The sequence below is a fragment of the Lactobacillus apis genome (assembly GCF_002837055.1).
GTDB lineage: Bacteria > Bacillota > Bacilli > Lactobacillales > Lactobacillaceae > Lactobacillus > Lactobacillus apis.
Genome location: NZ_PDKP01000002.1, coordinates 34,837 through 57,434, shown reverse-complemented (window position 1 = coordinate 57,434; position 22,598 = coordinate 34,837). Strand labels below are relative to the sequence as shown.

Here is a 22,598-nt window from a genome sequence, read left to right as displayed (position 1 = left end):
TTTTGTTTTTACTTTAACATTTCTGCTGCGTAAGGTAATTCGAGCGAAGGATCTGCATTTAAAGTTAAATCTGAAAATTCACCTTCGTTATACAGATTATAGGCAGCAGCACCTATCATTGCTGCATTGTCACCACATAATTTTAGACTTGGCAAAATAACTTTAGGAGTTAAATTCTCTGGTAGATTAGCAATTTCAGCTTCCATTCGATCACGTAAACCTAAATTAGCAGCAACACCCCCACCCATAATGAAGGTTTTCGGTTGATACTGCTTGATTGCCCTGATTGTTTTATGAGCTAAAACATCAACCACCGCAGCTTGAAAACTAGCCGCCAAATCATATTTATTTAATTCTTGATGAATCTGATCCGCATGGTGACAGGTGTTAATAAACGCACTCTTTAGTCCAGAAAAAGAAAAATCATAATCGTCGTCTTCCATCATTGCACGTGGAAAATTGAATGTATCTTTACCCTGATGTGCCCATTCATCAATAGTTTTACCAGCCGGATAATTAACACCAAGAACGCGTCCAATCTTGTCGTATGCTTCCCCTGCAGCGTCATCTCTTGTGTCACCAACAATTTCAAAATGAGTTGGGTCTTTCAAAAGAACAATTTCAGTATGACCGCCAGAGACTTGAAGTGCCAATGCAGGATAAATAATTTCATCTGTTAATTGGGCTGCCATAATATGACCCATGATATGGTCGACACCAATCAAAGGTAACCCTGTTGCCATTGAAGCAGCTTTAGCAGCACTAAGACCAATTAGCAATGCACCAACCAGTCCAGGACCATAAGTTACAGCAATGGCATCAATATCATTCCAAGTAGCATTAGCTTCAGCCAAAGCTTCTTTAGTAATTTGACTAATTACTTCAATATGATGGCGACTTGCCACTTCAGGCACAACACCACCAAAACGCTGGTGGCTCTTAATTTGTGTAGCAACAATTAAACTTTCAATTTCGCGACCATTTTTGACAACTGAAGTTGAAGTCTCATCACATGAGCTTTCATATGCCAAAATACGGATATCTTTTTTACTATCCAAAGTCAATCCCTTTCTTTTGTGTTGTTAAATCCAGCACCATATTCAATCCATCTTTATGCACGTCTTGATAATAATTTGGGCGAACTAACTTAACTGTAAATCCCAAAGCCTGATAGAGTTTTTTGGCATTTTCATTGTCAATTCGCACTTCTAAACTAATAAAACTGCAGTTAGCTTTTTGCGCGTAGTCAATCATTAGTTTCATCAAGTAAGTACCTAACCCTTGGTGTTGCCACTCCGGATCAACCATTATGTTGGTAACATGGGCTTCAGTATTCATCTTGCGCATCCCAATCATTGCCACTAATCTCGAACCGTGATAAACCACTAAATACAGTGAATCCTCTTTAATCAGTTCAACTTGCAAAATTGCGGCTGACCATGGTGTTGCCCCACTATAAACTTTTTCTTCGAGAAATAGCAGATTAGTAATTTCATCAGTTTTTGCCTTCATTACTTGAAGCGTTTCTTGCTGCAATTTAAAGGCAAATGGCCTGAAGTGAAAATCACTTGAATCATTTGTTAAATGCGGAAACGTAACTAGCTGTTTAAACTTCTTCCACATAATTACTATCTGGACCAAACGGATTACCCGTCTTTTTATGCCAATCTACTTCAGCTTGTGTCCGTCTCAAATAGTTTGGTAACAATAAATCAGGATCAACTGGTTCCTTGTTGAGTGCAAGCTTGCCAATTAAACCTGCATGAATTGCATTTTGCTCAGCAGAGCCAAATGAATATGGCAGTTCAAGCGTATCAAGTTGCTCGATCTGCTTATCAAAACCAGATCCAATAAAAAGAAGCTTTTTCGGCTTATGATCATTTAAATACTCGTTGATTGCAGTAAGTAAAACATCGATGTGGTAATGTCCATCGGGAATGACATTAACTGGCTGCCCATTTTCATTAAGGTATGCTCCTGCAAAGAAGTTGTCATTTCTGGCATCAATTCCAGCCACCACTAAAGTATCTTCTTCAGAGTAGCTGGCTGCTAAAGCTTGTAAAGTAGAAACGCCAACTACTTCTTTATTTAAAATGCTGGCAAACATTTTCACTGTTGTGACACCGATACGTAGACCTGTGTATGAACCTGGACCAATTGCGACTGCAAAACGGTCAATATCCTTTAACTTAAGCTTATTTTTGTTCAGAATTTCATCAATAATTGGATCGAGATGTTCACTGTGGTTCCGCTCATCCAATTCATTCTTTTCTACTATTAAGCGTTCATCTTCATTTAAAGCCACACTCAACTCATTAGTTGCCGTTGATATGCTTAAAATTTTCATTTCAGATTACTTCTACCTTTTTAAAACTATCTTCTAATTTTTACCCGCGAAATTGCTTGTAAAACAAAGTAAGTAACAACCATTTCGATCCAAGGCACAATCGTCTCTTTAGGGATGCGCTGAATTAAAGCTGCCTTGAGATCCATGCCATACATCAGATGAACCCATAGTGTATTCAATCCAATATTGACTATAACTGTAACCAAAATCGTTGCAAGAATAATGCGCCAAATTTTAACTGGTTTCTTGTAAAAAAGCAAACCATAAATAAGTGGCCCGATCATTGTACTCAATGTGAAGCCAATAAAAAAGCCCCCTTGGTTGCCAAATAACGCTGAGGACACAAAGTCACTTATTCCTCCGCCAATTGCACCCCAAACTGGGCCAAATAAATAGCCAAGCATGACGCTTCCAATAAAACCTAAACTAACATGAACAACTGTTGTTCCAAGACTAAAGCGACTAAGAACAACTTTGATGGCAACAACAAAGCCTAAAAGGACTAGATCGCGCAATTCAACCTTAAACATTTCCTTTGTAGTCATTTTGCAGCACTTCTTTCATAATAAACTTGGTTTAATAACCTCGTCTAATTATATTATAATTTACGCCAAGTTAGTTCACAAACGGCTTTATCATTCCGTTCTTCATCAGCAATTGTGTGATATGACTTAATTTCATCTTCATTTTCAACCAATTTTACACAAGCAAATGGCGTCTGCGAATAGCGTACTTCAAGGTTAAACTTGATGTCAATCCCACTAATAACATGAGTCTTAAGAAAATCACGATCCAAAGTATCAATAAACCAATTAAAGTAGTGTCCGTTTGTCATATGATGATTAGTATCTAAATCGTCATAGCGAACGCGGTACTGACGCTTATCTTGATATTCATCTTGTGGCTTCAAACGTGGAAAGCGTGGCAACTTTTTCAATAAAGGAATGCCTAAATCATCCATCATTTCTTTATCGGTTGAAACCAATTTACGTTTACTTAAATCAAATAAAACCCATTCGCTTTTACCAGTAATCAGGGGATTGCCCTTTTCATCAGTAAATTGGTAATCACGATACTCCAGGAACCGGTTATAACCAATTGGTTCAGTCGTTAGAGTAATTACTTCACCAGGCTCAGGCCATCTATTAACATCTAAATGATACTGTGTTACTACCCAGCCCAGGCCGCGACGTGTCAACTCTTCGGTGCTACCAGAGCTATCGGCTAGTTGATTCTCAGAAACACACATCATCAAGTTAATCATTGCTGGTAATCTTAAATGCCGGTTTTCATCACATTCATAATAATTTACTGTATGTTGTTCACTATATTTCATATTACTTGCCTACTTTTGATGATATCGATCATATAACTCATTCTTCGAGACATTATTTGCCTGAGCAACTTCTTTGATTGCAACTTTCTTACTATCGCCAAGCTGTACACGCTGATCAACTAATGCAATTAATTCATCCCAGGAGAGTTGCTCTTGCTTCTTGGCATTTGGTGATACCAATATTACAAATTCGCCTCGTGGAGCATTCTCCTCAAAATAATCATTTAATTCAGTAATCGTACCGCGAACAAATTCTTCATGAATTTTGGTTAATTCTCTAGCAGCAACAATTTGTCGGTTAGAATCAAAAACTGTTGCCATGTTTTTAAGCGTTTTAACCAAGCGATGAGGTGCTTCATAAAAAATTGACGTTGCTCTTGCCTCATTCATTTGTTCAAAAAACGGCTTCTGCTCGCTAGCTTTTCGTGGTAAAAAGCCGTAGTAAGTGAAAGGTTGCGCATCAAAACCTGAAGCAATCAGGGCTGTCGTAAAGGCAGAAGCTCCTGGAAGTGGTACAACTGGAATATCGTTTTTGATACATTCTTGCACCAATTCATAACCAGGATCAGAAATAACTGGCATACCAGCATCACTGATTTCAGCAATTACAGCTCCTTCTTGCATTAGTTTAATTAGTTCCGGAGCACGTTGTTTAGAATTATATTTATGAAAAGACAGCATATGATTATGAACGCCAATCTTTTCCAATAAAATTCCACTTGTTCGTGTGTCTTCGGCTGCAATATAATCCGCGCTCTGTAAAACTTTTTTGGCCCGAATGGTTATATCTTCTAAATTACCAATCGGAGTTGGTACTAAATAAAGTTTACCCTTGTCTGTCGCATAGCTACTTTGCCGCTGCATCTATCTCAAGTCCTTAATGTTTTTTCTTCTTCTCACCAAAATTGTCTAAAATATCTAAGCAAAACATGCAATCCGAACTAGGGTCACGATGAGAACCATAGTACATATTGCAGATGTGATAACCTGAATTGTATATTTTGCGTAAAGATTCAAGACCACTTTGCGTCTTAATCGTGTTGTTATGGGCATTGCTCATCTTATCCATTTTTTCACGCAACAACTGATTTTCGACTTTAAGTTCTGTATTTTCTCTAAGTGTATCCAAGATACTATTTTCCAAGCTTTCAATGGTTTTAGTCATACTAACCATCGATTCATGGAGCTGCTCTAATTTTGAATAAGAATCAACCATAAAAACACCTACCTTTTCCACTGCAAAGCAAGATAATCAAGAAGATTACGAAAACTAACATTGCTATATTGCATTTTGTCAATTTCCACTAAGTACTTCAGCATTCTTGCACCAGCCTGTTGATTACCACTATTTAAATCTTTTTGCGCCATTTGTTTTAGCATAACCAGCAAGTAATTTTGCTCGGACTTGCCTTTAGCCAATTCAGCCAATTTATGCGCACTTACCAATGCCAATGAATTGTGCTCTAGCATTTCTTGATAAAAATACTTGATTGCCTGATCAAGACTACTAGTATTACCTAATTCATCAATCTCATCTTGGCTAAAACCATTTTCCAACAAAAGTGTCGTTTTATTATCAGGTTTCTTGCCATCAGTAAAATTAACAATCTGGGTACGCGATCGAATTGTTGGTAAAATTTGATCCGTATTATTAGTAATCAAAATTGTAACCACTGGAGCGACTGGTTCCTCTAACAAGTTAAGAAGAGCATTAGCTGCAGCTAGAGTCAGCTTTTGTGCCTCATCAATGATGAAAAAGCGCGTGCTACTTTGAACTGGGCTCTTTGCTAATTCTTCTTTTAGTATTCGAACCTGATCGATTCCTAAACTCTGTTTATTTTCAGGTGTAACTAACAACACATCTGGATTATTTTCAGAGATAATTTGGCGACAATTTTGACAAGTACCGTCCGGTTTTTGCTCACCTGTACAATTGAATAAACACGCTAGCCAATATGCCGTATTTAAGGCTTGCTTTTCATTTGCATCAACAAATAAATAGCTATGAGCCAACTTGTTTTCTTCATAAGCATGTTGTAAAAACTGAGCTTGTTTCTTGTCCCTTTTTGCTAGTTCGATTTTCATTAAAATTGCTTAAATTCTTCTACAGGTAGTACAAAGCATGTTGCACCGCCAACTGTAATTTTTACTGGTTGACTGCTAACATCAAATCCAGTCATTGATAAATTAGGATTCATGTACTCTTCACGTCCTTGTGATTCGCCTTGAATTAAGCGCATCACTTTCTTGACGTGTTTTTCATCAATTCCGATTAAGAAAGTTGTATTACCTTCACTTAAAAAGCCACCAGTTGTCGCCAACTTAGTTGCACGAATGTTTTCTTTAGCAAAAGCATGTTGCAGCCGGCTAGCATCTTCTCTTTGAACAATTGCAATTATTAATTTCATTCAAATCAGTCCTTTAGCAAATCTTTTGGTATCCGTTTTTTAATAATATTAACACAGTCTTCTACTACTCGATTAACCGGTCGATCTCCATCGACAATGGCAATTCGCTCTGGATGTTTACGGTTAATTTCAAGATAACCTTCATAAACCTTTTGATGAAAGGCTAATTTTTCCTGTTCCAAACGGTCTTCCTGACCCGCGCGAGCACGTTCAATTCGTGCAAGACCAACTTCAGGCTTAACATCTAAGAAAAGAGTTAGATTCGGTTCGATGCCACTAGTTGCAAAATTATTAATTTGCTTAACTGCATCGATTCCAAGATCACGTCCTGCACCCTGGTATGCCAATGAACTATCAACAAAGCGATCAGAAAAAATCACCTTACCTGCTTTAAGTGCTGGAATTACTGTTTCACTCATATGCTGGCTACGAGCAGCTGCATATAATAGTGCTTCAGTTTTTGCACCCATTTTTTCATTAGTCGGATCCAAAATAAGCTGCCGAATTTTTTCAGCAATTATTGAACCGCCTGGTTCGCGCGTTACTAGATATTGTGTTTTGAGCAGCGGCGCAATTTGGGCAACCACTTGTTCTAAAACCGTGCTTTTACCGGACCCATCAGGCCCTTCGAAATTGATAAAATAGCTATTCATAAAACTCTCCATGAGTCTATTTTACAAGAGATTGTCTTATATTAACACCCCAAGGTCCTTTAATTTTAGTAAAAATAAAAAAGCCCTTAAATTAGAGCTTTTTTATTCTGAAATTGCATTTGTAAAACCACTAAATCTTGTATGTCGGTGACGTGCTTCATCATATAAAAAAGAATACTTGGCCTGCAGTATTTTACCTACAATGATATTGTCCTCTGACATGTCAAGGGTAGTTGGATCTAAACTCTTTTGAATTGCAATTTCTTCTTGTAGTTCTTCAATTGTAGCGATCAGACGTTGATCGCCTAGTTTTTTAATCTTATCGTGTGCCATTAGATTGAGGTTCTCCCTTGCACCGCTCTTTTTAGAGTAATTGCATTTGCATATTCAATATCACTACCAACTGCCAAACCGGCTGCTAAGCGCGTAACTTTGATACCAGATGGCTTAATTAATTTACTAATATACATTGCGGTAGACTCGCCTTCCGGCGTTGAGTTTAGTGCCAAAATCACTTCTTTAACCTGCTCCTGTTTTTGCAATCGAACAATCAAGGATTTGATGTTGATTTCTTCAGGTCCAATGCCATCCATTGGCGACAAAATCCCATGCAGAACATGGTACAAACCGTTATATTCACCCATTTCTTCAAATGCCATTACATCTTTGGGTTGTTCAACCACCATAATTGTTGATTGCTCACGGTTTGGATCACTACAAATTGTACATGGATCTTGCTCGGTAATATTGCCACAAATTGAACAGCGATGAAGTTTTTCTTTTACTTCATTTAAAGCAGTACTAAAGTCATGAACATCTTCATCAGGCATATCTAAGGTATAAAAAGCTAACCTGGTTGCTGTTTTTTCACCAATTCCAGGTAATTTCATATAAGAATCTATCAAATGTGCAATTGGTGCTGGATATTGCAATTAAATCATACCCTTCGTATATTTACCTAAACTTTGTTGTGTCGCTTCATCAATTTCTGATAAGCCTTTATTAACAGCATCAATAATCAAATCCTGCAACATATCCGGATCATCAGGATCAATTGCATCCTTATTAATGCTAATATCCTTCAATTTACGGTCACCACTAAAGGTTGCAACTACCATATCATCTGCAGATTTTCCAACGAATTCTTGGGCAGTGATAGTTTGTTGCTCTTGGGCCATCTGCTCTTGCAACTTTTTAGCTTGTTTCATCATTTGTTGCATGTTCATGCCGCCCATACCACCAAAATTAGGTCTTTTACTCATTATTTTTCTCCTTTAAATTTTAATCCTTAATATTAACAGCGTCACCAAATAAGTCTTTCGCTTTTTGAACAACTTCATCGTTATTCTCTTGCACTGGTTCCTCTGCTTCCGGCTCTTCAATACCAGATTTTTTCTGCCGTTTAAGTAGTTCATCCCTGTGCGATTGTAAAAATTCCTTCCGAACTGTGAACCAGTCCTTATCCGGAACAAGCACAATTTGGTACTCGTGCTTAGTAAATTTCGCAATCTGATCAGTCAAAATATCGAGCAGATCATCATCAGAGCTAGCTTTTTCAAACCAAAGCGCATATTTGCATTTCATCACTACCTGATCCTGACTAGCCGCCACAGGCTCAAGCACATCAAGAAGTGCTCGCTGAGAAACAGCTAAAACAGATTGCAAATCTGGCCATACATCTTTGATTGCTTGTAGATCTTTTTTAGTAGCATTTTCCAAAACATGATAGACCTGTTTGCGATTCTGCTCGTCTGCGTGTTGATCGTTGCGAACCTTCTTTTTATGATTTTTAGGTTTAGCAGCTTCTTCAGAAGGTTGGGACATTTTACCTACATTTGATATTTCAGTATCAAGGTGGAAAATGCGGTCGCTGTTTACGTTTTGCGTTTTACCAAGCTTAGCAATTTTTTCAGTTAATTCAACCACTTGCTTTTTAAGCGCAGTTACTTCAGCTTGCAGTTCTTGACCATCAGCTGCCTGCTTTTCTACTACTGGAGAAGTAGCTGGCGCGGCTGCAGTGGTTGGCGCTACTTCCTGATTGGTACTTTCAACCAAGAAGACCTCTAAGGGAATTTGCTGCTGATTAGTATACCGCAAATCATTTAGCGCAGTGTTGGCAGATGCAATTAAATTAAAGTAGCGTTGTTCAGGAATATCCTTAATCTGCTCAACGAAATCCTGACTTAAAAAGTTACTTTTATTTTCACCACCAGCTTTTAGCAAAATCAAAGCGTTCGTGGCCATATCAATTAACTCATCTAATATATTTTTTGAGCTCGCACCATTCTGCAATTCTGTCTGGGCTAAAGCAAGAGCTTGGCTTGCATCTTTATTTAAAATTGCTAATAAAATCTGTTCAATTTTTTCTTTAGCAGCAAAGCCTGTGATTTCAAGTGCCGCATCGTACTCAACCGAATCATTTTCATAACTGAGCAATTGATCAAGGATACTAAGAGCATCCCTCATCCCACCGTCAGCTACTTCGGCGATTACAGCAAGTGCTTTATCATCATATTTGATATTTTCTTGATCAAGGATATACTTCATTCTCTTTTCAAGGTCAGCTTGCGAAATTCGCTTAAAGTTATAGCGCTGCGTTCTAGAAATAATTGTAGCTGGGACTTTTTGTAATTCAGTAGTCGCTAAAATAAAGACAACATGCTCAGGTGGCTCTTCCAAAGTCTTCAATAGAGCATTAAATGCTCCCATTGAAAGCATATGAACCTCATCGATAATGTAGACTTTGTATTTCCCCTGAGTCGGAGCGTATTTAACCTTATCACGTATCTCACGGATTTCATCGACCCCATTATTCGAGGCCGCATCAATTTCCATGATATCAGCCATTGCGCCCTTATCAGCAGCAAGACAATTTTCACACTCATTGCATGGTTCACCATCTTGAAGGTTAGTACAGTTAAGTGCCTTGGCAAAAATCTTGGCACACGAAGTCTTACCTGTACCGCGCGGTCCTGCAAATAAAAAAGCATGTGAAATCGTGCCGCGCTTAATCGCATTTTTTAAAGTATTTGTAATATCTTCTTGACCGATAACACTGTCAAAAGTGCGTGGTCGCCATTTGCGGTATAACGCTTGATAAGCCATTGATTTATCTTTCTCTAGTAAAAAACTCTTAACTCTTTGAAAGAGTTAAGAGTTTGTTAATGTCTAATAAAAGGCACATGCCTGAACGACCTTAGTGCTGCTACCTTCCGGTCCTGACACGCTTTGGAAGCCAAACATTGCCCAATAGATATACTAACGTACTTTGAGATTTTTTTCCACTAATTTACAGAATTTTTGCTATTTTCCATTCCCTTTTTAGCTTCTTTTTGCTTGTTTCTGATCTCCCTGAAAAAGGACTTGAGCATCTGACTTGCTTCATCTCGGTATAAGCCTCGAATTACATTGGGATGATGATTAAACTTGTTCACTTCAAACAAGTTAACCACGCTCCCAGCAGCACCTGCCTTAGGATCAAGCGCACCATAGAAGACGTTTTTTATTCTAGAATTAATGATTGCCCCTGCACACATTGGGCATGGTTCCAAAGTTATAAAAAGACTGCAATCAAGCAGACGCCAAGTTTTTAGTTTTTCACATCCCTGCCGGATTGCCATCATTTCAGCATGCTGGGTTGCATCTTGATCAAGCTCTCTACGATTATAACCCTCACCAATTACCTGTCCTTCAGGGTCAACCAAAATTGCACCAATCGGAACTTCTCCTTTTGCCTCAGCTTTTCGAGCCTGTTCAAAAGCTAACTGCATGTATTTTTTCTTTTCTTCACTTGAAAAAGACATTAGGGATTCACCGCCTGCAAAACGTAGTAACCCTTATCACGAATTAGAATTGTGCAGTTGCCAAAAGTTTCTTTCAGCAATTTACGTACGCTTGGTTCTCCCTGCTTTTTCTGGATAACGACCAGTAAAACACCATCTTCAACTAAATGGTCCTTTGCACCAGCTAAAATACTTGAAACAACCTTTTTCCCTGCCCGAATTGGAGGGTTGGTAACAATCAAACCAAATTTCCGTTCACTGGGAACTTCATCATACACATCCGATTTGTAGATATTAACATTAGTAATGCCATTCAGTTCAGCATTTTGGGCTGCCAAGTTAAGACCACGTTCATTTACATCAACTAAATCAACAGTTTGCTCAGGCCAAAACTTGGCTGCAAAGAGGCCAATCGGACCATAGCCAGCACCAACGTCTAAGATGTTACTACTTGGGAAATCAACTTCGGCCATTTGTTTGATTAAAACACCTGAGCCATAATCTACACGCATTTTTGAAAAAACGCCTGCATCTGTTGTAAATTTTAGATCAATATTGTTTATCTGATAATCAATTATATGCTCGTCATGTTTAGCTGTAGGATTAGCAGCATAATACATTTGATTTTCTTGGTCACTCATTATTTACTCGTTTCTTTTTTAAACAGTTTTACTGTAAATAATTTTAACGAACCATTTTACTTTTGCAAATTAGAAAGAACAAAAAGCCTATTTCACTATTGACTTATTTAATAAGTAACTCCTACAGATGAATAAATTTTATCACTTTGTCCGATAACTGCACCCAAACCAATCGTCTTGTCTTTTGGATTTAGCAAGATATCACGGTGACCCCAATTTGAAGCTGCATCGTTATAAATATATTCGTAAAGCATCCCCTGAGCAACTAAAGCACTTGAAGCATTCTTTTCTTGGACTAGCTCATTAGTAGAATGGTCAACACTTGCGCCCCATGGGAACATTGCGATACATTCTGCAACACTTGCACTTTTAATATTTGCATCTTCAAAGCACTTTTCAAGAATGAACTTATTGTTTGAGTCAAAGTGAGAAAAATTATTTGGCAACAGCTTTGTTCGTTCCTGAACTACTTCATCGTAGTGAGAATCCTCTGTTACCGGTGAAAGGCCGCGATCTGCCCTTTCAGCATTTAAACCATCCAAAAATGCTTTTCTAAAATCAGAAATTGAAAAATTGCTTACCGCATCATCCCTAGACTTACTTGGTGTCTTCGGTGTAGTTGGTGTTATAGGTGTGCTTGTACTTGGGTTGGTAGTATCTTGTTGTGGTGTTGGCTTGATAATAGTTACATACTTAGCTAAAACATATTTATTGTAGCCAACCCTATAGTACTTCTTCTTATTAATCTTTACTTTACCAACTAATGCTAATTTTCCACCCTTTTTTAAGGTTGATTTTTTTATTTTGCGGCCTTTTCCATTATACAAACTTGTCTTTTTGGTAATACGGCCTATCTTTGCGGCCGGAACAGTTAGCTCAGTTATACCAGTTACCGTTTTAGCTTCTGAAAGCTCTGCATTTAATGCTAGGCAGCTTCCCAAACTTGTAATTGCCACAAGTGCTGTTAAAGCTTGGCGACATTTGCTTTTTCTCATTAGTTTTCTCCATTCTTGATTATTTTTAATAAAAAAACTCCTAGTAAATACAAATACACTAACTGTTTTGTATACTTTTACTATAAATCCAATTATATTACAAACTAATGATTATGATTAATTATTTTAAAAATTAAGCTGACTAGATTATCCTAATTATAAAAGTTTATATTTTTACAAACAAAAAAGCGCAACCCCAAACATATTGGGATTACGCTTTTTCTATTTAGCTTGTCCAGTTGGACTGTAACTATTTCAAAGTTACTGAAGCACCAACTTCTTCAAGCTTAGCCTTGATGTCGTTAGCTTCATCTTCAGAAACGCCTTCTTTAACGTTCTTAGGAGCACCATCAACAAGGTCCTTTGAGTCCTTAAGGCCAAGTCCAGTAAGGTCACGAACAACCTTAATAACTTTAACCTTTTCTTGACCAGCTTCTGTTAATTCAACATCGTAGCTTGACTTAGCAGCAGCTTCACCACCGGCAGCACCTGCAGCAGCAACTGGTGCAGCAGCAGAAACGCCAAATTCATCTTCAATAGCCTTTACAAGGTCGTTTAATTCAAGAATTGAAGCATTTTTTAAATCTTCAATAATCTTTTCAGTATCTAAAGCCATATTTATATATCCTCCGAAATATTTTTATTAGATATAAATTACATTATATTATTCAGCAGATTCATCTTTTGAATCTGCAACAGCGTTAATAGCATATGCGACGTTACGTACAGGTGCTTGTAATACAGAAACAAGCATTGATAGTAATCCTTCGCGTCCTGGAATAGCAGCAAGAGCTTTGATATCTTCTTTAGAAGTTACCTTACCTTCAAGCACACCACCCTTAATGTCAATAACTTCAAAGTCATCTTCGTATTTTGAAACAATACGAGCTGGTTCAGTGATGTCATCAGCATTATCAGTATAAACAACAGCTGTAGGTCCAACAAAAGTATCTTCAAGGCCTTCAATGCCAGCCTTAACAGCAGCACGTCTTAGATAAGTGTTCTTGACAACCTTCATCTTAACACCGTTATCACGAAGTTCCTTACGCATGTTAGTAACTTCTTCAACAGTTAAACCAAGATAGTTAATTACCAAGACAGCTTTTGCAGCTTTAAGCTCTTCAGCAAACGCATCAACGAACTTTTCTTTTTCAGCAATAGCAGCTTTACTCAATCGAATTCACCTCCGTTAATTTTTTTGATAAATTCTATAAGGCCTAAAAAACTCCATGCCAACAAAGACATGGAGCATTTGAAATCTTCATAATCTTCTGGCCTCGGCGGGATATTAAGGCGTTAACCACCCGAGTCTTAGGTAGAATTCACTTTAATAACTATAGCAGGGTTACTTTTTAAATGCAAGCAATAATTCTGCTAATAAAAAGGAACTACTGTAAATAGTTCCTTTTAAGCTTTATTTCTTTTTAGTCTTTTTGCTCTTCTTTGGGACCTCTTCCTTGATTTCCTTTTCAGAAGAAGTTTCCTTCTCTGAATTGATTAATTCAAATAAATCACCGGAAGACTTGTAAATAACCCAACTTGCTAAGTTAACAATGTGATCACTGATTCGTTCTAACAAACGAATGATGACAAAGTAACTTGCTGAAGCAACAGCAACATTAGGATCTTTTTTGACACCATCAATAATCATTTTTCTGGCCTTACGATAGTCATAGTGAACATCTGCATGCCCATCAAGCATTTCACGAGCAGTCTTCTCATCGTCTTGAACATATGCTGTCAATACTTTGATTAACATGGTCCGCACTTGGTGTGTCATTCGTGAAATGATTTCCTCAACATCAGGAATACGAGGATTACCCTTCACTCTAACTGTTTCAACGGCAATACTATTGGCATTCTCACCAATTCGTTCTAAGTCGGTAGTTGCTTTTAAAATACTGATTACCACACGGAAGTCAGTCGCAACTGGCTGTTGCAATGCCATCAGGTCAAGTGCCTTTTTTTCGATTGTAATTGCTTCTTTAGCAACAATCTTATCTTGTTCAATCATTTCTTGAGCCATCTTTTTATTATGATCGACAAAAGAACGCGTACCCTTGTCAATTAATTCATTGACTTGGACTCCCATTTCCATAAATTGTGTATTTAACTTTTTCAGCTCATCCAAAAATATTTCGTGCATAATCCACCTCCAAATTTAGCCAAAACGACCATTAAGATAATTACTAGTTATTTCCTTCTTAGGGGCCAAAAACATTTGCTCGGTTGGCCCAGACTCAATCAACTCACCATCCATTAGAAAAGCAACCTGATCAGAAACACGACTCGCTTGTTGCAAGTTGTGTGTAACCATAATGAATGTATATTTCTTTTTTAAGCCCATCAAAGTTTCTTCAATTTCAGCACTTGAGATTGGATCAAGCGCTGAGGTCGGCTCATCGAGTAAAACCACTTCTGGTCTAACAGCTAACGCACGTGCGATACAGATTCGTTGCTGTTGTCCTCCAGAAAATTCCTGAGCATTCCGCTGCAAGTTATCCTTGGTTTCATCCCAAATCGCCGCCTGCTTCAAGCTCTCTTCAACTCGTTGATCAATTAATTGCTTATCCTTAACTCCTGCAACTCTCAAGCCATAGGCAACATTGTCGTAGACAGGAAAAGGAAAGGGGGTAGGTTGTTGAAAAACCATTCCCACTTTTTTACGTAATGCAACTAAATCGAGTTTGGCACGATAAATATCTTTACCTTCAAGCAAAATCTTACCTGTAATGTTGATATTATCAATGTCATCATTCATGCGGTTCAAGCATCTTAAAAAGGTTGATTTTCCGCATCCTGACGGACCAATCAAAGCTGTTAACTGCTTTTCTGGAAAGTTAAGACTGATGCCATGCAACGCCTCAAATTTGCCATAACTTAATTTGACGTTTTGGGCCTCCATAATATTTGTCATATGATCGCTCCTTTAGCCAAAACTACCTTGAATGTACTTTTCAGTAATCTCACCTTGTGGATTAGTGAAAATATTTGTAGTCGTATCATATTCAAGTGCATGCCCCAAATGAAAGAAAGCAGTGTACTCACTGATTCTGGATGCTTGCTGCATATTGTGCGTAACCATTACCATCGTGTACTTCTTGCGCAATTGCTTTAAAGTATCCTCCAACTTAGCAGTTGAAACTGGATCTAGCGCACTTGCTGGCTCATCTAAGAGCAGAATTTCGGGTTTGAGTGCAATTGCCCGTGCAATACACAAACGCTGCTGCTGCCCGCCAGAAAGAGCTAAGGCACTTTTATCAAGTTTATCTTTAACTTCATCCCACAATGCAGCAGCTCGCAAACTCTCTTCAACAATTTGATCAAGCTTTTGTTTGTCCTGTTGACCATTAGCCTTTAGCGCATATGTTATATTTTCCCTGATTGACTTAGGAAACGGGTTAGGCTTTTGAAAGACCATCCCAATCGCCTTGCGCAATTCATAAACATTGATTTTCTGCTGATTTACATCAAGATCATGAAACATAATCTTGCCATCTACACGCGCTACACGGTCATTCATGCGATTTAACGATCGTAAAAAAGTTGATTTCCCTGAACCTGAAGCACCAATTAGTGCTGTAATCGTGTTTTTCTTAAATCCTAGACTTACATCAAATAATTTTTGAATTGTACCGCCATAAAAAACACTTAAGTCCTCAGTGTAAATAGCACAATCTTCGTCTTTAAAAGTCTTAATGTAAGTCTTTTGAGTTTGCCAATTTTCCATAGAATTTTCCTTATTTAATTTTAGCGGCGGTCAAGCGATTGTATAACCAATTACCCAACGCACGAGCGCCAAAATTAAAGATAATGACTACAATAACCAATAAGGCAGAAGTAGCAGCTGAAACGACTGTAACATCGGGAATGATTCCTTCAGTATTAACTTTCCAGATATGGACAGCCAAAGTCTCAGCCGGACGCATCACGTTTAAAAAGCTGGTTGGACTGAACATATTCCAATTAGAATAATCAACAGTTGAACCACTTTGTCCTGCAGTATAAATTAAAGCAGCTGCCTCACCGAAAACGCGTCCAGCACTTAGGATGATACCCGTGATAATGCCTGGAAGTGCCGCAGGCAAAACAATGCCGCGGATTGTTTTCCAGTTAGATAAGCCAAGTGCCCAACCAGCTTCACGCTGGGTTTGTGGCACACCTTTAATTGCTTCTTCAATGTTACTGGTCAAAATTGGCAAATTAAAAAAGGTTAGCGCTAACGCACCGGCAATAATTGAAAAGCCGAGACCAAATTGAACAACAAACAGTAAATAGCCAAAAAGCCCAACAACGATTGAAGGAAGTGAACTAAGAATTTCTATCGTAGTTCTAATTAATTGGGTTACCCAATTGTCCTTTGCATATTCAGCTAAGTAGATTGCTGCACCCAAAGCAATTGGTAGTGAGATCAATAAAGTTAAAATCAACAAATAGAGTGAATTAAACAGTTGATCTCTTATTCCCCCGCCAGCTTCAAATGAAGAAGAAGCAGAGGTCAAAAAGTGCCATGATAAGTGTGGTACACCGGAAATCAAGATGTTTCCAATAATACCAACCAAAAGTAGGATTACGATGCCAACTAGCAAATAGATTACGCCAGTAGCGATACGATCATTTCTCTTTGAATTCATTTTGCTACTAACTCTTCTTTCCAATTAAGTGTACTAAGAAGTTGAACACTAACGACATTATTAATAGTAGTAATGCCAAACTCCATAATGCATTGTTAGGCAATGTGCCCATAACTGTATTACCCATTTGACTAGTTAATTGACTAGTTAAGGTTGCTGCTGGACTAACCAAGTTGTAAGGCATTAAGACTGCATTACCAATCGCCATCTGAACAGCTAAGGCTTCACCAAAGGCACGCGCCATTCCGAAAATAATCGCTGTCATAATACGTGCTCGAGCAGCTCTTAGAACGACATGGTAAATAGTTTGCCATTGCGTTGCTCCTAGCGCAGCAGAAGATTTACGTAGCTCCTTTGGAACTGCCTTAAAGGCGTCAACTGTTAAAGAAGTGATTGTTGGTAACACCATAACAAAAAGAATTAAGGTGGCCGTCAAAATACCAAAACCTGTTCCACCAAAGACAGTTCTAACAGCGGGAACAACAACAGTTAAACCCAAGAACCCATATACAACTGATGGAATACCAACAAGTAGTTCCATAACTGATTGCAGAAGGTTTGCTTTCTTGCCTGATTCGTATTCAGTCATAAAGAGTGCTACTGCGATTGCAAATGGAGTAGCAATAAGGGCTGCAAGCAACGTAACTGCAAAAGAAGTAACAATCATTGCCGCAGCACCAACGTGATTAGGACCAGCACTTGGATTCCAATCAGTTGAGAACAGAAAATGAAAGATGTTAACTTTATCAGTAAAAAAGGTTGCTAAACCATGACTACCAACAAAACCAATAATGGAGACAATCAAAATACCGATTAGTAAAATTGCTAAAGCAGTTAAACCTTTGCCCCAGCGTTCTTGTCTGGTTTCCTTAGAAGGTTTAGTTAACCGCGCAATATCAATACTATGCGGATCAATCCCCTTAATTTTGACGTGAGGAACTTTTTGTTGAGCAATTGCTTGTTCAACAACTTCCTGCAAGTCTTGTTCTTTTTTTGACATACTAATTACCTATTTTCGTAACTTTATTTTCACTATCGCGCGAAACTTTCATTTCATGAATACTTAGATAGCCAATTTTAGGTACTAAATCTCTTTGTACCTTTTTACTTAAGACATAGTTAATAAACTTAGCAGTTGCCTTGTTAGGCTTACCTTTAGTGTACATGTGTTCATATGACCAAAGTGACCACTTATTAGTTGGTATGTTCTTATTGATTGGTTGAACATGATCTATACTGATTTTCTGAATGTTCTCATCATTTGCATACGGAAATGAAATATATGAAATTGTTCCTGGTGTAGAATTAACAATCTTTTTAACCGTTCCGTTAGAATCCTGTTCCTGCGAATTGACAGCATCCTTACCATTTAAAATCAGATCTTCAAAGGTTGTTCTTGTACCACTACCACGAGAACGGTTAATCACAATGATTGGCAAGTTTTTACCACCAACTTGTCGCCAATTAGTTATTTTTCCCGTAAAAATGGCAGCTAGTTGCTTCTTGGATAAGTTCTTAACACCGACACCTTTATTGGCAATTGGAACAATTCCAACAATCGCAACAGGATAGTCCTGCAGCTTCTTTTCATCAATTCCTTTTTGGGTTTCAGCAAAAACATCGGATGTTCCTACTTGAACTGCACCCGCTTGAACTTGGCTAAGTCCTGTTCCTGAACCACCGCCTTGAACAACGATATTACTATCAAGATGAGCCAGATGATAGTCATTACCAGCTTGCTCAATCAATGGTTGCAAAGCACTGGATCCAACAATGGTAATCTTTTCCTTACTTTGACCGCAACCCACTAAAAACAGCGGCACAACCAAAAGGACTACCAGCAATTTGCTCACATTCTCTTTACGCATTGTATTTTCCTCAATTTGACAATAGGATTATGCTTAGTTTAACAAATATCTTGCAATTGATAAATATTTAAGGTCAAAAAGTCGATAAAAAAAGCAACTCGCGCGTGTAGCAGAGTTGCTTTCCTATTTTCTTCGAATTAATCCTTAATCCAAGTTTAATGGGTCAAGCTTGATCCCAGGACCAAAGGTTGCAGCAACTGCAACGCTCTTGATGTATTGGCCCTTAGCAGCTGATGGACGTGCACGTAAAATCACGTCACGTAGAGCATCAAAGTTCTCAATTAATTGTTCATCAGTAAATGATACCTTGCCGATAGCAGTATGAATAGCTGCTTGACGGTCAACACGGTATTCAACTTGACCAGCCTTAACGTTCTTAACGGCTTTTTCGATGTCCATTGTTACAGTACCGGTCTTAGGGTTTGGCATTAAACCTTTAGGTCCAAGCACACGACCCAAACGACCAACTTTAGCCATCATTGTTGGTGTTGCAACAACAACGTCAAAGTCTAAGTAACCGTTTTGAACTTTTTCTACTAAGTCGTCAGAACCAACTTCGTCAGCACCAGCAGCCTTAGCTTGTTCAGCTTGAGCACCTTCGGCAAAGACAATAACCTTTTGGGTCTTACCAGTACCGTTTGGTAAAACAAGTGAGCCACGAATTTGTTGGTCTGCTTGCTTAGGGTCAACGCCTAAGTTGTATGAAACTTCAACTGATGCATCAAAACCAGCATATGAAGTTTCTTTAACTAACTTAATTGCTTCAGCAACTGAATATAATTTCTTTGAATCTACTTTTTTAGCAGCTTCTAAATATTTTTTACCATGCTTTGGCATGTGATTTCCTCCTTAATATGTGGTCAAACGAGCCTCAAACTCTCCCACCTAAATTGTTATAAATAACAGGATTAGTCTTCGACTTCGATACCCATGCTTCTAGCAGTACCTTCGATCATTCGCATAGCAGCTTCAACATCTGCAGCGTTAAGGTCCTTCATCTTTGTTTCAGCGATTTCCTTAACTTGATCCTTAGTTACNTTGGGTCTTACCAGTACCGTTTGGTAAAACAAGTGAGCCACGAATTTGTTGGTCTGCTTGCTTAGGGTCAACGCCTAAGTTGTATGAAACTTCAACTGATGCATCAAAACCAGCATATGAAGTTTCTTTAACTAACTTAATTGCTTCAGCAACTGAATATAATTTCTTTGAATCTACTTTTTTAGCAGCTTCTAAATATTTTTTACCATGCTTTGGCATGTGATTTCCTCCTTAATATGTGGTCAAACGAGCCTCAAACTCTCCCACCTAAATTGTTATAAATAACAGGATTAGTCTTCGACTTCGATACCCATGCTTCTAGCAGTACCTTCGATCATTCGCATAGCAGCTTCAACATCTGCAGCGTTAAGGTCCTTCATCTTTGTTTCAGCGATTTCCTTAACTTGATCCTTAGTTACCTTACCAACTTTCTTGGTGTTAGGTTCACCGGATGCCTTGTCGATCTTAGCAGCTTGCTTCAAAAGAACTGGAGCTGGTGGAGTCTTAGTTATGAATTCGAATGAACGGTCTTCATAAACTGTGATGACTACAGGAATAATCATGCCTTTTTGGTCAGCAGTTCTAGCATTGAAGTCCTTAGTAAAACCTACAATGTTAATTCCTGCTTGACCTAAAGCAGGACCAACTGGAGGAGCGGGTGTTGCAGCACCAGCTGGTATTTGTAATTTGACAACGTTAATAACTTTTTTTGCCACGGTCAAAACCTCCTTGATTCCGTGCGTGGTTAAAATGGAAAAGTTACCTACTTTTCCTCCCACAATAATAAAAGTACTTTAATATGGTACCATCGTTTTTTTAAATTTGCAATCTCTCGTAAAAGTTTAGCTAATTTTTTCTACTTGATCGTAGTCAAGCTCGGTTGTAGTTGCACGGCCAAACATATCAACTGAAACAAATAACTTGTATTTATCAGGTTGAATTTCAGTAATCTTACCTTCAACGCCGTTAAATGCACCATCAATAATAGTGACAGTTTCTCCAACTTCGTAATCAACTTGAGGACGTTTTGCAGGTTCCCCTTGTTGACGCAACAGACGATTAACTTCTTCTTCAAGAAGTGGCGATGGCTTAGAACCACCACCGTGTGAACCAACAAATCCAGTTACGTTAGGTGTATTTCGAACAACGAACCAACTTTCGTCAGTCATGACCATTTCAACTAATACGTAACCAGGGAAGATTTTTTCTTCAACTTCTTTTTTCTTGTCGTTGACCTTCTCGATTTTTTCTTGTTCAGGAACCATTACCCGAAAGATATAATCTTGCATCCCCATGCTTTGTGCACGCGATAACAAGTCAGATCTAACCTTATCTTCGTATCCTGAATAAGTATGAAGCACGTACCATTGCTTCTTTGTTGTTTCAACCATTACAAATTTCTCCTTTTATTTTGGCAAACAAAAAAACCTCCACTCAGAGGTTTTTTCTTTAACTTTATTTATTATATCACGAATAGAATTTCATTTCTATTTACATGAACATTTGTGTTAAAACGCTGAATAAGTAGTCTAACACTCCTAGAAACAAGGCGAATAAAACTGAAGTAGTAATGACTGTTCCAGTATCATGACGGTTTTGTTTAGCTGTTGGCCATGTTACCAAGTGCATTTCGTGTGCTACGCTCTTAAAAAACTTAATCATTCAATTTACCTCGTTTCCTTGTGTAATGTCATTTTGCCACAATGTTTACAAAATTTATTCAATTCAAGCCGCTTCGTGCGATTCTTGCCTGCGGTGATTGAGTAGTTACGCGAGCCGCATACGCTGCAAGCTAATGATGCTTTTTTCACTGCCATAATCTCACTTCCAAACTATTGTATTTTAGCAAAAAATACAGGTATAAGCAATTCATTTAATAATTGCCCTAAAATTCAAGTCAATTTTTCTCTTTAAATAAAAAGCAGCTACTTATAAGCAGCTGTTTTTGGTGGTCAAACAAAAGCGTAACCACCGGGCGTAGAACATTGTAATAGTCGGATTTACTTCTTAAGATTTTCATTTACGAAGGATTCGATTTTATCGTCAGAATAATCAAGGAACGGAAGCATATCTTCTTCCGTCTTCATGGTATCTCTACCATTCTTTTCCATGAAATAGTCCCAAAGAGCATCCCTAACTGGCATGTCTGAATCACTCCAGTCAAAAACCTCTTTCATGTGACGATCTAACAATGCAGTCTTGATAACATCTTCTGCCATCTTAATCTACCTCCTATAAAATAATTCTACAGTTATTAATTATACGCTAAATTCTCATCATTTTCTATTAAACAGAGTCTAATAAAATTAACCGTGCTTTTTGCAGCAGACGCGAGCGTGCCCTTACTAAGGTCATTGGCAAAATTTGCCAATCTTTAATTATCTGTTCTTGTTGACAAAGTCCGAGAATAATTAATAAAGCCGTAACTTCTAAAATCGATAGCTTGTTGACTAATTCAGCTAGTTTTATGCTTAGCGGCACTTCTGGTAAAAAAGTTTCTGGCCGCCGAATAGGATTCATTCCTTTAGTAGCTGCTGCTTCAAAAGAAATTGCTTTGGCCCAAGCCTTTCTGCGGTATGCCATTTCACGTCTAAGAAGCGTATTGGCATGATTTACCAGCCGAACTTTGTAATAGCTAGCGAAATTTCCCTTTTTTGGGTCAAAATCTTTCACAGCTAAATAACAAATGATCATCGCATCCTGATCCCAATCCTGATTATCGTAAGAGCGAAGATGATATTTTTTCTTAATATTCGTAATTAGTGGACGATACAAAAAGCAAAGCTTACGTAGTGCATCAGTCTGTCCACTTTTGATTTGCATAATTAACTCTGTTTCTTCCCTTGCTACTTCTATTTTAGCCATATTGCTATTCTCCTTTAGTTGATATCTGAGC

32 protein-coding genes, 1 other RNA gene, 2 pseudogenes and 1 other annotated feature are annotated in these 22,598 nt (G+C 38.1%); all 35 genes and pseudogenes read right to left on the bottom strand.

Annotated elements, in window-relative coordinates; genetic code table 11:
- Nucleotides 1-8 precede the first annotated feature (8 nt).
- On the bottom strand, nt 9-1,058 hold the full coding sequence (gene tsaD, locus CRG87_RS04150; protein WP_074426273.1) for a tRNA (adenosine(37)-N6)-threonylcarbamoyltransferase complex transferase subunit TsaD: 1,050 nt from the start codon (nt 1,056-1,058) through the stop codon (nt 9-11).
- Complete coding sequence (gene rimI / locus CRG87_RS04145; protein ID WP_074426274.1) at nt 1,051-1,623, bottom strand: ribosomal protein S18-alanine N-acetyltransferase; 573 nt, start codon at nt 1,621-1,623, stop codon at nt 1,051-1,053. Before rimI ends, tsaD begins: the two co-directional genes overlap by 8 nt.
- Nucleotides 1,607-2,347, bottom strand: coding sequence for a tRNA (adenosine(37)-N6)-threonylcarbamoyltransferase complex dimerization subunit type 1 TsaB (gene tsaB, locus CRG87_RS04140; protein WP_074426275.1), 741 nt, complete (start codon nt 2,345-2,347; stop codon nt 1,607-1,609). Before tsaB ends, rimI begins: the two co-directional genes overlap by 17 nt.
- 26 nt (nt 2,348-2,373) lie before the next feature.
- Nucleotides 2,374-2,892: a folate family ECF transporter S component gene (locus tag CRG87_RS04135; protein ID WP_074426276.1), complete on the bottom strand. Its 519-nt coding sequence runs from the start codon at nt 2,890-2,892 to the stop codon at nt 2,374-2,376.
- A 53-nt stretch (nt 2,893-2,945) separates the two neighbouring features.
- Nucleotides 2,946-3,683: an acyl-[acyl-carrier-protein] thioesterase gene (locus CRG87_RS04130; protein ID WP_074426277.1), complete on the bottom strand. Its 738-nt coding sequence runs from the start codon at nt 3,681-3,683 to the stop codon at nt 2,946-2,948.
- Nucleotides 3,684-3,692: 9 nt separating this feature from the next.
- Nucleotides 3,693-4,547: a 16S rRNA (cytidine(1402)-2'-O)-methyltransferase gene (rsmI, locus tag CRG87_RS04125; RefSeq protein ID WP_074426278.1), complete on the bottom strand. Its 855-nt coding sequence runs from the start codon at nt 4,545-4,547 to the stop codon at nt 3,693-3,695.
- A gap of 13 nt (nt 4,548-4,560) precedes the next feature.
- The gene (gene yabA, locus CRG87_RS04120; protein WP_046307404.1) at nt 4,561-4,899 is read right to left on the bottom strand and encodes a DNA replication initiation control protein YabA; all 339 of its coding nucleotides are present in this window, start codon (nt 4,897-4,899) and stop codon (nt 4,561-4,563) included.
- An 8-nt stretch (nt 4,900-4,907) separates the two neighbouring features.
- Complete coding sequence (locus tag CRG87_RS04115; RefSeq protein ID WP_074426279.1) at nt 4,908-5,768, bottom strand: DNA polymerase III subunit delta'; 861 nt, start codon at nt 5,766-5,768, stop codon at nt 4,908-4,910.
- Nucleotides 5,768-6,091, bottom strand: coding sequence for a cyclic-di-AMP receptor (locus CRG87_RS04110; protein ID WP_046307408.1), 324 nt, complete (start codon nt 6,089-6,091; stop codon nt 5,768-5,770). Before CRG87_RS04110 ends, CRG87_RS04115 begins: the two co-directional genes overlap by 1 nt.
- A gap of 5 nt (nt 6,092-6,096) precedes the next feature.
- Nucleotides 6,097-6,744, bottom strand: a complete 648-nt coding sequence (tmk, locus tag CRG87_RS04105; RefSeq protein ID WP_074426280.1) for a dTMP kinase — start codon at nt 6,742-6,744, stop codon at nt 6,097-6,099.
- Nucleotides 6,745-6,846: 102 nt separating this feature from the next.
- A complete protein-coding gene (locus tag CRG87_RS04100; RefSeq protein ID WP_074426281.1) occupies nt 6,847-7,077 on the bottom strand; it encodes a YaaL family protein in 231 nt (76 codons plus the stop codon).
- A complete protein-coding gene (recR, locus tag CRG87_RS04095) occupies nt 7,077-7,676 on the bottom strand; it encodes a recombination mediator RecR (RefSeq protein ID WP_074426282.1) in 600 nt (199 codons plus the stop codon). Before recR ends, CRG87_RS04100 begins: the two co-directional genes overlap by 1 nt.
- Entirely contained in the window at nt 7,677-8,006 is a 330-nt protein-coding gene (locus CRG87_RS04090) for a YbaB/EbfC family nucleoid-associated protein (RefSeq protein ID WP_074426283.1), read from the bottom strand.
- A gap of 19 nt (nt 8,007-8,025) precedes the next feature.
- A complete protein-coding gene (gene dnaX / locus CRG87_RS04085) occupies nt 8,026-9,849 on the bottom strand; it encodes a DNA polymerase III subunit gamma/tau (protein WP_074426284.1) in 1,824 nt (607 codons plus the stop codon).
- 57 nt (nt 9,850-9,906) lie between these two features.
- Nucleotides 9,907-10,000: signal recognition particle sRNA small type (gene ffs, locus CRG87_RS04080), an RNA gene on the bottom strand.
- A gap of 28 nt (nt 10,001-10,028) precedes the next feature.
- Nucleotides 10,029-10,547: a tRNA adenosine(34) deaminase TadA gene (tadA, locus tag CRG87_RS04075; protein ID WP_074426285.1), complete on the bottom strand. Its 519-nt coding sequence runs from the start codon at nt 10,545-10,547 to the stop codon at nt 10,029-10,031.
- Complete coding sequence (locus CRG87_RS04070) at nt 10,547-11,167, bottom strand: class I SAM-dependent methyltransferase (protein ID WP_074426286.1); 621 nt, start codon at nt 11,165-11,167, stop codon at nt 10,547-10,549. Before CRG87_RS04070 ends, tadA begins: the two co-directional genes overlap by 1 nt.
- 107 nt (nt 11,168-11,274) lie before the next feature.
- The gene (locus tag CRG87_RS04065) at nt 11,275-12,162 is read right to left on the bottom strand and encodes an SLAP domain-containing protein (protein ID WP_074426287.1); all 888 of its coding nucleotides are present in this window, start codon (nt 12,160-12,162) and stop codon (nt 11,275-11,277) included.
- 250 nt (nt 12,163-12,412) lie between these two features.
- Nucleotides 12,413-12,778, bottom strand: a complete 366-nt coding sequence (gene rplL / locus CRG87_RS04060; RefSeq protein WP_046307428.1) for a 50S ribosomal protein L7/L12 — start codon at nt 12,776-12,778, stop codon at nt 12,413-12,415.
- Between the two features lie 48 nt (nt 12,779-12,826).
- Entirely contained in the window at nt 12,827-13,336 is a 510-nt protein-coding gene (gene rplJ / locus CRG87_RS04055; protein ID WP_074426288.1) for a 50S ribosomal protein L10, read from the bottom strand.
- Between the two features lie 35 nt (nt 13,337-13,371).
- Nucleotides 13,372-13,496: a sequence feature (ribosomal protein L10 leader region), on the bottom strand.
- 80 nt (nt 13,497-13,576) lie between these two features.
- Nucleotides 13,577-14,308 carry a phosphate signaling complex protein PhoU gene (gene phoU / locus CRG87_RS04050; RefSeq protein ID WP_074426289.1) on the bottom strand — a complete coding sequence of 244 codons (732 nt, stop codon included), beginning with the start codon at nt 14,306-14,308 and terminating at the stop codon, nt 13,577-13,579.
- A 15-nt stretch (nt 14,309-14,323) separates the two neighbouring features.
- A complete protein-coding gene (pstB, locus tag CRG87_RS04045; protein ID WP_074426290.1) occupies nt 14,324-15,079 on the bottom strand; it encodes a phosphate ABC transporter ATP-binding protein PstB in 756 nt (251 codons plus the stop codon).
- A 12-nt stretch (nt 15,080-15,091) separates the two neighbouring features.
- The gene (pstB, locus tag CRG87_RS04040; protein WP_074426291.1) at nt 15,092-15,892 is read right to left on the bottom strand and encodes a phosphate ABC transporter ATP-binding protein PstB; all 801 of its coding nucleotides are present in this window, start codon (nt 15,890-15,892) and stop codon (nt 15,092-15,094) included.
- A 10-nt stretch (nt 15,893-15,902) separates the two neighbouring features.
- The gene (pstA, locus tag CRG87_RS04035) at nt 15,903-16,796 is read right to left on the bottom strand and encodes a phosphate ABC transporter permease PstA (RefSeq protein WP_046307436.1); all 894 of its coding nucleotides are present in this window, start codon (nt 16,794-16,796) and stop codon (nt 15,903-15,905) included.
- Nucleotides 16,797-16,803: 7 nt separating this feature from the next.
- On the bottom strand, nt 16,804-17,796 hold the full coding sequence (pstC, locus tag CRG87_RS04030; protein ID WP_074426292.1) for a phosphate ABC transporter permease subunit PstC: 993 nt from the start codon (nt 17,794-17,796) through the stop codon (nt 16,804-16,806).
- Between the two features lies 1 nt (nt 17,797).
- Entirely contained in the window at nt 17,798-18,664 is an 867-nt protein-coding gene (locus tag CRG87_RS04025; protein WP_074426293.1) for a phosphate ABC transporter substrate-binding protein, read from the bottom strand.
- Nucleotides 18,665-18,808: 144 nt separating this feature from the next.
- On the bottom strand, nt 18,809-19,501 hold the full coding sequence (rplA, locus tag CRG87_RS04020) for a 50S ribosomal protein L1 (protein ID WP_046307439.1): 693 nt from the start codon (nt 19,499-19,501) through the stop codon (nt 18,809-18,811).
- 71 nt (nt 19,502-19,572) lie between these two features.
- Nucleotides 19,573-19,701: pseudogene (locus tag CRG87_RS04015) on the bottom strand (50S ribosomal protein L11); the annotation flags it as partial.
- 1 nt (nt 19,702) lies between these two features.
- Nucleotides 19,703-19,921 (bottom strand): annotated as a pseudogene (locus CRG87_RS04010) (50S ribosomal protein L1); the annotation flags it as partial.
- Between the two features lie 71 nt (nt 19,922-19,992).
- Entirely contained in the window at nt 19,993-20,418 is a 426-nt protein-coding gene (gene rplK, locus CRG87_RS04005; RefSeq protein WP_046307440.1) for a 50S ribosomal protein L11, read from the bottom strand.
- Nucleotides 20,419-20,544: 126 nt separating this feature from the next.
- Nucleotides 20,545-21,093, bottom strand: a complete 549-nt coding sequence (nusG, locus tag CRG87_RS04000; RefSeq protein WP_046307441.1) for a transcription termination/antitermination protein NusG — start codon at nt 21,091-21,093, stop codon at nt 20,545-20,547.
- Between the two features lie 100 nt (nt 21,094-21,193).
- Nucleotides 21,194-21,364, bottom strand: a complete 171-nt coding sequence (gene secE / locus CRG87_RS03995) for a preprotein translocase subunit SecE (protein WP_046307442.1) — start codon at nt 21,362-21,364, stop codon at nt 21,194-21,196.
- 5 nt (nt 21,365-21,369) lie between these two features.
- Nucleotides 21,370-21,519, bottom strand: a complete 150-nt coding sequence (rpmG, locus tag CRG87_RS03990; RefSeq protein ID WP_074426294.1) for a 50S ribosomal protein L33 — start codon at nt 21,517-21,519, stop codon at nt 21,370-21,372.
- A 183-nt stretch (nt 21,520-21,702) separates the two neighbouring features.
- Nucleotides 21,703-21,921, bottom strand: coding sequence for a P8 family protein (locus tag CRG87_RS03985; protein WP_046307443.1), 219 nt, complete (start codon nt 21,919-21,921; stop codon nt 21,703-21,705).
- A gap of 67 nt (nt 21,922-21,988) precedes the next feature.
- Nucleotides 21,989-22,567 carry a sigma factor gene (locus tag CRG87_RS03980; RefSeq protein WP_074426295.1) on the bottom strand — a complete coding sequence of 193 codons (579 nt, stop codon included), beginning with the start codon at nt 22,565-22,567 and terminating at the stop codon, nt 21,989-21,991.
- Nucleotides 22,568-22,598 lie beyond the last annotated feature (31 nt).

Bases quoted from the DNA above. Each gene is read 5' to 3' on its own strand.
- nusG (WP_046307441.1), bottom strand. From the start codon at position 21,093: ATGGTTGAAACAACAAAGAAGCAATGGTACGTGCTTCATACTTATTCA.
- pstC (WP_074426292.1), bottom strand. From the start codon at position 17,796: ATGTCAAAAAAAGAACAAGACTTGCAGGAAGTTGTTGAACAAGCAATT.
- CRG87_RS03985 (WP_046307443.1), bottom strand. From the start codon at position 21,921: ATGGCAGAAGATGTTATCAAGACTGCATTGTTAGATCGTCACATGAAA.
- rimI (WP_074426274.1), bottom strand. From the start codon at position 1,623: ATGTGGAAGAAGTTTAAACAGCTAGTTACGTTTCCGCATTTAACAAAT.
- tmk (WP_074426280.1), bottom strand. From the start codon at position 6,744: ATGAATAGCTATTTTATCAATTTCGAAGGGCCTGATGGGTCCGGTAAA.
- CRG87_RS04025 (WP_074426293.1), bottom strand. From the start codon at position 18,664: ATGCGTAAAGAGAATGTGAGCAAATTGCTGGTAGTCCTTTTGGTTGTG.
- tsaB (WP_074426275.1), bottom strand. From the start codon at position 2,347: ATGAAAATTTTAAGCATATCAACGGCAACTAATGAGTTGAGTGTGGCT.
- rplA (WP_046307439.1), bottom strand. From the start codon at position 19,501: ATGCCAAAGCATGGTAAAAAATATTTAGAAGCTGCTAAAAAAGTAGAT.
- CRG87_RS04100 (WP_074426281.1), bottom strand. From the start codon at position 7,077: ATGGCACACGATAAGATTAAAAAACTAGGCGATCAACGTCTGATCGCT.
- tadA (WP_074426285.1), bottom strand. From the start codon at position 10,547: ATGTCTTTTTCAAGTGAAGAAAAGAAAAAATACATGCAGTTAGCTTTT.
- yabA (WP_046307404.1), bottom strand. From the start codon at position 4,899: ATGGTTGATTCTTATTCAAAATTAGAGCAGCTCCATGAATCGATGGTT.
- dnaX (WP_074426284.1), bottom strand. From the start codon at position 9,849: ATGGCTTATCAAGCGTTATACCGCAAATGGCGACCACGCACTTTTGAC.
- CRG87_RS04065 (WP_074426287.1), bottom strand. From the start codon at position 12,162: ATGAGAAAAAGCAAATGTCGCCAAGCTTTAACAGCACTTGTGGCAATT.
- CRG87_RS03980 (WP_074426295.1), bottom strand. From the start codon at position 22,567: ATGGCTAAAATAGAAGTAGCAAGGGAAGAAACAGAGTTAATTATGCAA.
- CRG87_RS04130 (WP_074426277.1), bottom strand. From the start codon at position 3,683: ATGAAATATAGTGAACAACATACAGTAAATTATTATGAATGTGATGAA.
- CRG87_RS04135 (WP_074426276.1), bottom strand. From the start codon at position 2,892: ATGACTACAAAGGAAATGTTTAAGGTTGAATTGCGCGATCTAGTCCTT.
- CRG87_RS04070 (WP_074426286.1), bottom strand. From the start codon at position 11,167: ATGAGTGACCAAGAAAATCAAATGTATTATGCTGCTAATCCTACAGCT.
- CRG87_RS04110 (WP_046307408.1), bottom strand. From the start codon at position 6,091: ATGAAATTAATAATTGCAATTGTTCAAAGAGAAGATGCTAGCCGGCTG.
- pstB (WP_074426290.1), bottom strand. From the start codon at position 15,079: ATGACAAATATTATGGAGGCCCAAAACGTCAAATTAAGTTATGGCAAA.
- pstB (WP_074426291.1), bottom strand. From the start codon at position 15,892: ATGGAAAATTGGCAAACTCAAAAGACTTACATTAAGACTTTTAAAGAC.
- rsmI (WP_074426278.1), bottom strand. From the start codon at position 4,547: ATGCAGCGGCAAAGTAGCTATGCGACAGACAAGGGTAAACTTTATTTA.
- pstA (WP_046307436.1), bottom strand. From the start codon at position 16,796: ATGAATTCAAAGAGAAATGATCGTATCGCTACTGGCGTAATCTATTTG.
- rpmG (WP_074426294.1), bottom strand. From the start codon at position 21,519: ATGGCAGTGAAAAAAGCATCATTAGCTTGCAGCGTATGCGGCTCGCGT.
- rplL (WP_046307428.1), bottom strand. From the start codon at position 12,778: ATGGCTTTAGATACTGAAAAGATTATTGAAGATTTAAAAAATGCTTCA.
- CRG87_RS04115 (WP_074426279.1), bottom strand. From the start codon at position 5,768: ATGAAAATCGAACTAGCAAAAAGGGACAAGAAACAAGCTCAGTTTTTA.
- CRG87_RS04090 (WP_074426283.1), bottom strand. From the start codon at position 8,006: ATGAGTAAAAGACCTAATTTTGGTGGTATGGGCGGCATGAACATGCAA.
- phoU (WP_074426289.1), bottom strand. From the start codon at position 14,308: ATGCACGAAATATTTTTGGATGAGCTGAAAAAGTTAAATACACAATTT.
- secE (WP_046307442.1), bottom strand. From the start codon at position 21,364: ATGATTAAGTTTTTTAAGAGCGTAGCACACGAAATGCACTTGGTAACA.